Origin of the sequence: Phenylobacterium sp. (assembly GCF_004799395.1) — a bacterium.
In the GTDB taxonomy this organism is placed as follows: domain Bacteria; phylum Pseudomonadota; class Alphaproteobacteria; order Caulobacterales; family Caulobacteraceae; genus Phenylobacterium.
This window is the reverse complement of record NZ_SSMZ01000018.1, coordinates 1-9,952: the sequence shown is the minus strand read 5'-3', so window position 1 is coordinate 9,952 and position 9,952 is coordinate 1. Positions and strand designations below refer to the sequence as shown.

At 69.1% G+C, this 9,952-nt stretch carries 11 protein-coding genes; 5 read left to right on the top strand and 6 right to left on the bottom strand.

Features of this window, described 5'->3' with window-relative positions:
• Positions 1–1,726 (bottom strand): amidohydrolase family protein (locus E8A12_RS01420; protein WP_293365969.1); only part of this gene is annotated, 1,726 nt, incomplete at its 3' end.
• Positions 1,727–1,919: 193 nt separating this feature from the next.
• Between E8A12_RS01420 and E8A12_RS01415 the strand changes: the two genes are divergently transcribed.
• A complete protein-coding gene (locus tag E8A12_RS01415) occupies positions 1,920–2,045 on the top strand; it encodes a hypothetical protein (protein WP_293365968.1) in 126 nt (41 codons plus the stop codon).
• Positions 2,046–2,064: 19 nt separating this feature from the next.
• On the opposite strand, the gene E8A12_RS01410 is transcribed toward E8A12_RS01415, so the two are convergent.
• Complete coding sequence (locus E8A12_RS01410) at positions 2,065–2,481, bottom strand: hypothetical protein (protein ID WP_293365967.1); 417 nt, start codon at positions 2,479–2,481, stop codon at positions 2,065–2,067.
• 39 nt (positions 2,482–2,520) lie between these two features.
• On the opposite strand from E8A12_RS01410, the gene E8A12_RS01405 reads away from it, so the two are divergent.
• The 3 genes from E8A12_RS01405 (at position 2,521) to vsr (ending at position 5,353) form a co-directional block, all read left to right on the top strand.
• Positions 2,521–3,663, top strand: a complete 1,143-nt coding sequence (locus E8A12_RS01405) for a DNA cytosine methyltransferase (RefSeq protein WP_293365966.1) — start codon at positions 2,521–2,523, stop codon at positions 3,661–3,663.
• A gap of 78 nt (positions 3,664–3,741) precedes the next feature.
• Positions 3,742–4,731: a cysteine synthase A gene (cysK, locus tag E8A12_RS01400; protein WP_293365965.1), complete on the top strand. Its 990-nt coding sequence runs from the start codon at positions 3,742–3,744 to the stop codon at positions 4,729–4,731.
• A gap of 199 nt (positions 4,732–4,930) precedes the next feature.
• Positions 4,931–5,353, top strand: a complete 423-nt coding sequence (vsr, locus tag E8A12_RS01395; protein WP_293365964.1) for a DNA mismatch endonuclease Vsr — start codon at positions 4,931–4,933, stop codon at positions 5,351–5,353.
• Here vsr and E8A12_RS01390 read toward each other — a convergent pair.
• The 4 genes from E8A12_RS01390 to E8A12_RS01375 form a co-directional block, all read right to left on the bottom strand.
• Positions 5,350–5,967: a LysE family translocator gene (locus E8A12_RS01390; protein WP_293365963.1), complete on the bottom strand. Its 618-nt coding sequence runs from the start codon at positions 5,965–5,967 to the stop codon at positions 5,350–5,352. The genes vsr and E8A12_RS01390 overlap by 4 nt on opposite strands.
• Before the next feature lie 245 nt (positions 5,968–6,212).
• Positions 6,213–6,680, bottom strand: a complete 468-nt coding sequence (locus E8A12_RS01385) for an OsmC family protein (protein WP_293365962.1) — start codon at positions 6,678–6,680, stop codon at positions 6,213–6,215.
• A gap of 27 nt (positions 6,681–6,707) precedes the next feature.
• Positions 6,708–8,495, bottom strand: coding sequence for an acyl-CoA dehydrogenase C-terminal domain-containing protein (locus tag E8A12_RS01380; protein ID WP_293365961.1), 1,788 nt, complete (start codon positions 8,493–8,495; stop codon positions 6,708–6,710).
• 99 nt (positions 8,496–8,594) lie between these two features.
• Positions 8,595–9,074: a MerR family DNA-binding transcriptional regulator gene (locus tag E8A12_RS01375; protein ID WP_293365960.1), complete on the bottom strand. Its 480-nt coding sequence runs from the start codon at positions 9,072–9,074 to the stop codon at positions 8,595–8,597.
• Positions 9,075–9,243: 169 nt separating this feature from the next.
• Here E8A12_RS01375 and E8A12_RS01370 point away from each other — a divergent pair.
• On the top strand, positions 9,244–9,952 hold a 709-nt coding region (locus E8A12_RS01370), incomplete at its 3' end, for a DUF5117 domain-containing protein (RefSeq protein ID WP_293365959.1).

The window sequence follows — 9,952 nt, the reverse complement described above, 5'->3', positions numbered from 1 at the left end:
CGCGCAGCAACCGGCCGGGCAGGGCGTCTGTGGGCTCGCCGTCCCGGTAGGTGACCTGGCCAGCGACGATGGTCGCGCTATAGCCCGCGGCCCGCTGGATCAGCCGGCGCCCGCCGGTCGGCAGGTCATAGGCGACGCTGGGCGCCTTCAGCTTCAGGTTCGGATAGTCGATGACGTTGAGGTCGGCGCGGTAGCCCGGCGCGATCAGGCCGCGGTCGAACAGGCCGACGGTTTCGGCGGTGTCGCGGCACTGGGCCTTGACCATCATCTCCAACGGCAGTTTCGGCCCGCGCGTGCGGTCGCGGGTCCAGTGCACCAGGTTGGTGGTCGGGAAGCTGCCGTCGCAGATCATGCCGACGTGCGCGCCGCCGTCCGACAGGCCGGGCACCACGCAGTCGTGCTGCAGCATCTGGTAGGCGGGGTCGAGGGTGTTCTGGGCGTAGTTCAGGAGCGGCAGGTAGAGCATGCCGCGCCCGTTACCTTCGCCCCCGTCCAGCATGTGGTCGAGCGCAACGGCGCGCGGATCGGCGTGCCGGGCCGCGGCGATCGCGGCGATCGACGCCTCGCTCGTCGGCTCGTAGTCGGGACTGTCGAGGCCCATGGGGAAGATACGTTCCCAGGCCCTGGCCGGCGACAGGCCGGGCGCCCGGCCGCTGTCGGGCTCGTCGGCCAGCAGACGCGCCCGGAAATCCGGATCGCGCAGGCGCGCGACGCGCTCAGCGAAGGATCGGCCGGCGATCTCGCGATAGGTCGGATAGGTGCTGAAGGGGTTCGCCGTCAGCTCCAGGCCGAACAGCACGCCCACCGGCCGCGTCGCCACCTGAGCGCGGATTTGCAGGCCGGCCGCCTTTGCCGCGCTCATCCGTTCGAGCATGTAGCGCCACTGTTCCGGATCGCGCGGGCTCTGCAGCAGCGAGAAGGAGAGCGGCCGCCCGGAGGTCCCTACGATCCGCTGGAGCATGTCGAACTCCGCCTCCGGATCGTTGAAGTCCGAGACTACCTGCAGCACGCCCCGTCCGGCCCCATTGTTGGCGGCGGCCATGCCCGTAGCGATGCCGGTCAGCTCGTCCTCGCCCGCCGTCAGCGTGGCGATAGGTGAGCCATCTGACGAACGATGGTTCAGCGTCCGCGAGGTGCCGAAGCCGATCGCCCCGGCCTCCATAGCCCGCTTGGCTATCGCCGCCATGGCGTGGATGTCCGCCTCGGTGGCCGGCTCGCGGTCGACGCCGCGTTGACCCATGACGAAAACGCGCAAGGCCGCGTGTGGCAACTGGCTGCCGATATCCACGTCGAAGCGGCGCTTGGCGAGGCTGTCGAGGTAGTCCGGATAGCTCTCCCAGTTCCAAGGCAGGCCCTCGGTCAGCACCGGGAAGGGAATGTCCTCGACGCCCTCCATCAGCCGCACCAGCCGGTCGTGGTCGGAGGGTCTGCACGGCGCGAAGCCGACGCCGCAGTTGCCCATCACCACCGTGGTCACGCCGTGCCAGGACGAGGGCTGCATCCGTTGGTCCCAGGTCGCCTGGCCGTCATAGTGGGTATGGATGTCGACGAAGCCCGGCGTCACCACCTGGCCGCGGGCGTCGATCTCCTCCGCGCCCGAGGCCGCGATCCGGCCTACCGCGGCGATGATCCCATCCTTGACCGCCACGTCGGCCTCGAAGGGCGCTGCGCCCGTACCGTCGACGACGCTGCCGCCGCGGATCACCAGGTCATAGGCTCTTTCCATCGCGCGCTTCCTTGGGCGTTGGCGGTCTTCGGGCCGCCCCGAGACATTTTGCCGCCTGCGGGACGGGGTCGGTCAAGCGCCATCGGCGAGACGACCGCGCCGTTCACGAAGGATTAGCCGCGTCCGTTCCCGCAGAATTAAGGCGGAACAAGCTAGACCATGGCCTCGCGTGCGATCGGTTGAGGGACCCATCATGACGCTCAAGGCCATCTGGACCGCCGTGGCGGCCCTCGCCATCGCCGTAGGGTTCGCCCTGCCGGCCGCGGCCCCGCGCGGCGAGCCAAAGTCGCAGATCGAACAGCTTGAGGTGCAGCGGTAGGGGGCTCGAGCTTTCGCCCCTAGGGCTTCCCCGCCGGTCCCGCGCAGCCGCCGAGCGGGCTTGCGCCGGAAAGCGCGACCTCCGCGGCCATCGGCCAGCCGCGGCTGCCGGCGCCCTCGACGCACGGGCTGGCGTAGAGGCTGACCTTCATGGTCTGTCCGTCCGGCAAGGCTGCGGTCCAGGCCGCCGAGTGGGACGTGATCGTCGCGCCCAGCGCCTTGGCCGTGACGTCGGGCTGGCCGGGCCGGACGAGCGTCAGCTGGGTCCCGCGCACCGTCAGCGTCCAGGCCGGATCGCCGCCATGCGCGTCGATCGGCTGGCTGAAATTCACCGCCGCATCGGGCGGCAAGGGCGGCGCGCCGTTTTCCGTCTCCTTCTCCTTGTTGCAGGCGCACAGGCCCAGCAACAGAAGCGGCGCGATCCAGGCAGGGCGCATGAACGTCTCTCTTTTCAATGGCAAATCAGGGTACGGGACATGGGCGTGAGCAGCCAGTCCCTGACCTTCTACGAATTCTTCGCCGGCGGCGGCATGGCCCGTCTGGGGCTGGGCGGCCGCTGGAGCTGCGCCTTCGCCAATGATTTTGACCCGGTCAAGGCGGCGACCTACCGGGCCAACTTCCCCGACGCATTTGGGCACCTCCATCAAGGCGACGTCTGGGCGCTGGGCGCCGCCGACCTGCCCGGCCCAGCTGATCTCGCCTGGGCCTCGAGCCCCTGCCAGGATTTCAGCCTGGCGGGCGCGCGCGCGGGCCTGGCGGGCGGCCGCTCCTCGGCCTTCTTCGGCTTCTGGCGCCTGATCGAGAGCCTGGCGGCCGAGGGCCGCGCGCCCCGGGCCATCGTCATCGAAAATGTCAGCGGCCTCCTGACCTCACACGGAGGCGCCGACTTCGCAGCCCTCGGCCAGGCGCTCGCGGGCCAGGGCTATAGCTTCGGCGCCCTGGAGATCGATGCGGCGGCGTTCCTGCCGCAATCGCGGCCCCGGGTGTTCGTCATCGCCACGCGCGATCCGCCGGCCGCCGCGCTGGTGGGCGCGAGCCCTTTCCACAGCCGCGCGGTGAAGGTCGCAGCCGCTGGCCTGCCTGCCGACCTGGCGCGCCGCTGGATCTGGTGGCGACTCGCCGCGCCGCCCTTGCGCAACGTGGGCCTCGCCGCCCTGCTGGAGCCCGACGCCGCCGTCGCCTGGCACGCGCCAGCACGCACCGACCGCTGGCTCGAGCTGATGGCGCCCCTGCATCGCGCCCGGCTGGAGGCAGTGCGGGCGCGCGACGCGCGCGCGGTGGGCGCGATCTTCCGGCGCACCCGCGTCGAGCAGGGCCGGCGCATGCAGCGCGCCGAGATCCGCTTCGACGGCCTGGCCGGGTGCCTGCGCACCCCGCGCGGCGGTTCCTCGCGCCAAGCCATCGCGGTGGTGGAGGACGGGACGGTCCGGACCCGACTGCTGTCACCGCGCGAAGCGGCGCGGCTGATGGGCCTGCCGGACAGCTACAGCCTGCCGTGCGCGGCGACCTCGGCCCTCCACGTAGCGGGCGACGGCGTGGCGGTCCCGGTGGTGCGCTGGCTGGCGCGCGAACTCCTGGAGCCGCTGCTGGCGTCCGCGTCGGCCATCGCCGCCGAATAGGCCGGCGGGCCTTCCAATCTCGATGGAACGCCTTAGGTTCGCGGCGACAAAGGGCGTTCCCGCGAAAGGTCCCGCTTCATGGATTCCACCCCCGACAAGGTCTACGACGCCGCGCGCTATCAGCGCGCCGGGCGTGGCAAGATCTTCGATTCCATCCTCGACACCGTGGGCGACACGCCGCTGGTCCGCCTGCCCCGCCTGACTGCGGCCCTGAAGCCCAAGGGCGAGGTGGTCGCCAAACTGGAGTTCTTCAACCCGATCGGCTCGGTGAAGGACCGGATCGGCGTGGCCATGATCGAATATCTGGAGGCCAAGGGCGTGCTGAAGCCCGGCGGCATGATCGTCGAGCCGACCAGCGGCAATACCGGCATCGCGCTGGCGTTCGTGGCCGCCGCTAAGGGCTACAAGCTGACCCTGGTCATGCCGGAGAGTATGTCCATCGAGCGACGCAAGATGCTCTTGATCCTGGGCGCGAAGTTGGAACTCACGCCCGCCGAGCGCGGCATGGCCGGCGCCGTCGCCCGCGCTCGCGAGATCGTCGAGGCAACCCCCGGCGCGGTGATGCCGCAGCAGTTCGACAACGTCGCCAACCCGCTCATTCACCGGGTCTCGACGGCGGAGGAGATCTGGAATGACACCAAAGGCGCCGTTGACGCCGTCATCTCCGGCGTCGGCACCGGTGGCACTATCACCGGCGTCGGCCAGGTGCTGAAGGCCCGAAAGCCCTCGGTCCGCATGATCGCTGTCGAGCCGGAATCCTCGCCAGTGCTGTCGGGCGGCCAGCCCGGGCCGCACAAGATCCAGGGCATCGGCGCGGGCTTCGTGCCCTCGATCCTCGACCGCGGCGTGATCGACGAGGTGGTGCAGGTCTCCAACGACGACAGCTTCGCCATGGCCCGGCGCGTGGCCGCGGAGGAAGGCATCCCGGTCGGCATCTCCTCCGGCGCGGCGCTCACCGCGGCCTTCGACGTCGCCAGCCGTGACGAGATGAAAGGCAAGCTGATCGTCGCGATCATCCCCTCCTTCGCCGAGCGCTACGTCTCGACCCCGCTGTTCGAAGGGCTGTGATCCACTTCCTTTCCCGCGAAGCGGGAGAGGGGGGCCGTTGCCCGAAGAGGGAATGGCGGATAGGCCGAGCCTCAGGCGCTGAGTCATGCGGTGGATGTACGAACGCCGCGCTCCCGGCTTGCCCTTCCCACCATCGGCTCTCCGCTGCGCTTGGCCGGCGGTCCCCCCGTCCCGCCTTGCGGGAAGGGAAGGGGCCGCGATGACCGACGTCTTTTCACCCCAAAAACGCTCGGCGGTGATGCGTCGGGTGAAGGGCAAGGACACCTCGCCGGAACTGGCGGTGCGCAAGGCCCTGACCCGGCTCGGCGCCGGCTACCGCCTGCACCGTAAGAACCTGCCGGGAAATCCCGACATCGTCCTGCCGGGCCGCAGGCTGGCGCTCTTCGTCCACGGTTGCTTCTGGCACGGCCACGACTGCGCGCGCGGCGCCCGGGTGCCGAAACAGAACCGCGACTACTGGGTCGGCAAGGTCGATCGCAACCGCGCCCGCGACGCCAGGAGCAGCGACGCCCTGACGGCGCTCGGCTGGCGGGTCGAGACCATCTGGGAGTGCGACCTCAAGGACGCCGTGGCGTTCGAGGCGCGACTGCGGTCCCTGCTCACGTCCGCCGACCGGCTCTAGCGTTCGAACAGCAGCGGAACCAGGGAGAGGGCCAAAAGCGATCCCATGGCGATGTTGAAGATCCGCAGGACGCCGGGCCGCTCGAGGACGTGCCGCAGCGCCACGCCGGAGCCCATCCAGGTGAGGATACTGGGCCCGTTCAAGGCGCCGAAGATCAGCACCCCCAACGCCAGGTCCACAAGGCCATAGCCGGTCGGCAGATAGGTCGCCACAGCGCCCAGCGCCATCGCCCAACCCTTCGGATTAATCCCCTGGAACGCCACGGCCTGCAGGAAGGTCATGGGCCGCGATCCGCTCTCGCCGCCGCCGACCGCCCGCGAGCTCGCGATCTTGAACGCCAGCCAGAGTAGATAGGCCGCGCCGCCCCACTTCAGGATCCCGTGCAGGATGGGGAAGGCTTTGAAGACCCCGCCGAGACCCAGGCCGCACAGGGCGATTAGGCCGAGAAATCCCACCAGCACCCCGGCGGCGTGTGGCAAGGACGCGCGGAAGCCGAAGTTCGCGCCCGACGCCAACAGCATGGTGTTGTTGGGTCCAGGCGTGATCGAGGACACGAAGGCGAACAGGGCCAGAGAACTGGCGATCGGCAGGGTGAGGAGCGTGGAGGGAAGCATGACGGGATCCGGCTGGAGGCCGACGATGTCAGGGGCTTCTTGGCGTCACCACCCCCTGCCGCGTCGGCGGGGGGCGTGAGAGGCGTTTGTTAATTTGCGCCTCAGGCCGTCCCGCTCATTCCGGCGCGCACGCGCCATGCGCCGGCGTTTGCCAGGCGGATGTTCGCGATTACCAGGATGGACGAGAAGATCATCGCTCGCCCATAGCATCGCCGGCGGAGCTTGACCATGCTTCGCGAGGCGGCTCAGGCCGCCACCTCTTCCACCACGATCTCGGTCTTCACCGAGTTGGCGATGAAGCAGATGTGGTGGGCCTTGTGGTGCATCGCGTCGCGCTCGGCCGGCGTAGGTTGGCGACCTTCGTAGGTGATCTTGGGGTGTAGCGTCACCCGGCTGACCCACATCTCGCCGTCCGCGCGCTTTTCCATCACGCCCACAGCCTCGTCGCGATAACGGGCCACCAAGAGGCCGGCCTCGCGGGCGATGTGGAGGAAGCTCAGCATGTGGCAGGTGTTGATGGCCCCCACCAGCATCTGCTCGGGATCGACCGCGCCGGGTACGGACCATTTGTTGCCGACCACGTGCGGGGAGGCGGTGCCGGGCGCCTCGAAGCCACTGTCGAACACCACGGAGTGGCCGCGGCTGTAGCGGCCCGCGGCGAAATCCTCGCCGTCCTTCAGGCTCCAGTCGGCGGTGGCGCGGTAGGTCGCCATCGGTCTCGTCTCCTCAGAACGCGCGCCCTAGAAAGACTCTGCCGGAAGCGCCATCAGGGTTTCCGCGCCGGTCTTCAGCTTGGCGAGGCGCCCGGAGGTCTCGGGCAGCACGCGGGCCATGTAGTAGCGGCCGACCGCCAGCTTCTCCGCATAGAGCGGATCGTGCGATCCGGCGGCGATCTTGGCGCTCGCGGTCACGGCCATCATCGACCACATGTAGGCAAGCGCCGTCAGGCCGAAAAGGTGCAGGTAGTCGGTCGACGCCGCGCCGGCGTTGTCGGGGTTGGCCAGACCGTTCTGCATCAGCCACATGGTGGCCTCCTGCAGCTCGGCCTTGGCCTTGGCCAGGCCCTCGGTGAACGGCTTGATGGCTTCGTCCCCCTCATGGGCGGTGACGAAGGCGTCGATCTCGGCGAAGAAGCCCATGACGCCGCGCCCGCCTTCGGCGGCCAGCTTGCGGCCCACCAGATCCAGCGCCTGGATGCCGTTGGTCCCCTCGTAGATCAGGGCGATGCGACAATCGCGCAGGTACTGGCTGACCGGGAAGTGCTCGGTGAAGCCGGACCCGCCGTGCACCTGCATGGCGTCCGAGCAGACGTTGAAGCCTCGGTCGGTGAGGAAGCCCTTCAGCACGGGGGTCATCAAGGCCATGTAGTCGTGGCCTTTCTGGCGTACGGCCTCGTCAGGACTGGCCTCGGCCAGGTCCCCATGCAGGGCGGTCCAGAATAGGAAGGCGCGGCCGCCCTCGATGATCGCCTTGGCGTCCATCAGCATGCGGCGCACGTCCGGGTGGACGATGATCGGGTCGGCCGGCCCGTCGGGGTTCTTCGGCCCGGTGAGCGAGCGGCCCTGCAGGCGGTCCTTGGCGAAGGCGGCCGCCGCCTGGTAGGCGGCCTCGGCCTGGGCGATCCCCTGCATCCCGACGCCGAGCCTGGCCTCGTTCATCATGATGAACATGATCGACAGGCCGCGGTTCTCCTCGCCGATCAGCCAGCCGGTGGCCTCCTCGTGGCTGATCACGCAGGTGGCGTTGCCGTGGATACCCATCTTCTCTTCCAGGCCCAGGCATTTCACGGCGTTCCGTTCGCCGGGGTTGCCGTCCTTGTCGGGGATGAACTTCGGCACGATGAACAGGCTGATGCCGCGGGTGCCGGCCGGCGCCCCTTCGATCCGGGCCAGCACCAGGTGGACGATGTTCTCGGTGAGGTCGTGCTCGCCCGAGGAGATCCAGATCTTCTGGCCGGAAATCCTATAGGTGCCGTCGGCCTGCGGGACGGCCTTGGTGCGCAGCAGACCCAGGTCCGTGCCGCACTGCGGCTCGGTCAGGTTCATGGTCCCGCCCCACTGGAACGAGGCCAGCTTCGGCAGGTAGAGGTCCTTCTGCTCCTGGGTCCCCGCCGCGTGGATCGCCGAATAGGCGCCGTGGGTCAGGCCCGGGTACATGGAGAACGCCATGTTGGCCGCCGAGCTCATCTCGGAGAAAGCCAGGTTCACGACATGGGGCAGCCCTTGTCCGCCGTAGGCCGGATCGGACCCCAGGCCCGGCCAGCCGCCGTCGACCAGTTGGCGATAGGCCTCCTTGAATCCCTTAGGCGTGGTCACCGTATTGTCCGCCGACCAGTGGCAGCCTTCCTTGTCGCCGACGCTGTTCAGGGGCGCGAGCACCTCGGAGGTGAACTTCGCGGCCTCGTCGAGGATCTGGTCGACGGTGTCCATGGACGCGTCGGCGAAAGCCGGCAGGTTGGCGTAGCGCTCCAGCTTCAGCAGGTCGCGCAGGATGAAGGCGTAGTCGCGGACGGGCGGCTGGTAGGGCATCGCGGTCTCGTTCTCCCCGCGCGTTCATGCGGCCGGGAACAGCCTGCTGCTGGAGACGCGCGAATTCTTTCTAGCAAAGGGGCCGCGAGGGATGCGCGGCTATTTCGCTTCGCTATGTTCCACGCCATCGAGCCTGCGGCGCAACATCTGATCGTAGTCGGCGGCGCGGGGCAGCAGATCGGGCCGGGTCTTGGCCAGGCGCGCCTCCAGGGCCTCTATGCCGCCCTTCAGCTCGGAGATCGCGTTGTCGATGTCGACCTTCTGGCTCTCCAGCGCGACGATCCGCTCGTGGAACTTGCGCAGGGACTTCGCCGCCTGCTGGGCGCCGCCGTCGTCCACTTCGTAGAGGTCGAGGATCTCGCCGATCTCGGCGAGCGCCAGGCCGACGCGCTTTCCACGCAGGATCAGCTGCAGCCGGGCGCGGTCCTTGTAGGAATAGACCCGGTTCAGCCCGTCGCGCGCGGGGGCCAGGAGGCCCTTGTCTTCATAGAAGCGCAGCGCCCGCGGCGTGCATTTGAACTCTAGGCACAGCTGGCGGATCGTGAAGGTGCGGTTGGGCCGGCGAAGGTCGGGCGGCATCTCACAGATCCTTGGGAACGCGTTCTCTGAAATACACCGTAAAACTAAGCTTCCGTGCGGGTCAAGGCGGCTGACCTAGCGGCGCCTTGAGGCGTTTCGGCGCGGACGCCCTTGGCCGAGGCGCGCGACCCGTCCTAGTGTCGTGGCTGAGCAGTTCGGGGATCGTCACGTGAAATCAGGTTTGTTCGGCGCGGCCGCCATGGCCGCGATCCTTATCGCCGTGGGACCGGTGACAGCGTGGGCGCAAGCCGCGCCGTCCAGGCCCGCCGAGGCCGGCGCCACTGCCGGGCTGACCCGCCAGGACGGGCTGCTGCCGGTCTATGTGGACAAGGACAAGGGCCGTATCCTGGTGGCGCTGCCGAAGGCTGACGCAACCGGCGCCAGCGGGCGCTTCCTATATGTGACGGCGCTGAAGACCGGCCTGGGCTCCGCGCCGGTGGGACTCGACCGCGCCCGGATCAGTCAGAGCAAGATCCTGGTCTTCCGCCGCATCGGCGCGAAGGTCATCGCCGAATACGAGAACCCGCGCTTCGTGGCGGCGAACGCCTCCGCCGACGAGCAGGCCGCGGCCCACGACGCCTTCGCCGTCTCCACCGTCTGGGCCGGCAAGGTCGAGGGGATGACGCCGGACGGCCGCGTTCTGGTCGACCTCTCCAGCTTCCTGACCCGCGACGTCGAGGACATCGCCGGCGACCTGCAGCGCTCCGGCGAGCGCGGCTTCAAGATCGTGCCGGACCTCTCGGTGGCCGACCCGGCCGCGGTGAAGGTGTTCCCGGAGAACCTGGAGTTTGAGGCCCGGCAGACCTTCGCCTCCGACACCCCCGGGGCCGAGGTGCGCAACATCGCCCCCGACGCCAAGCTGATCACGCTCACCATCC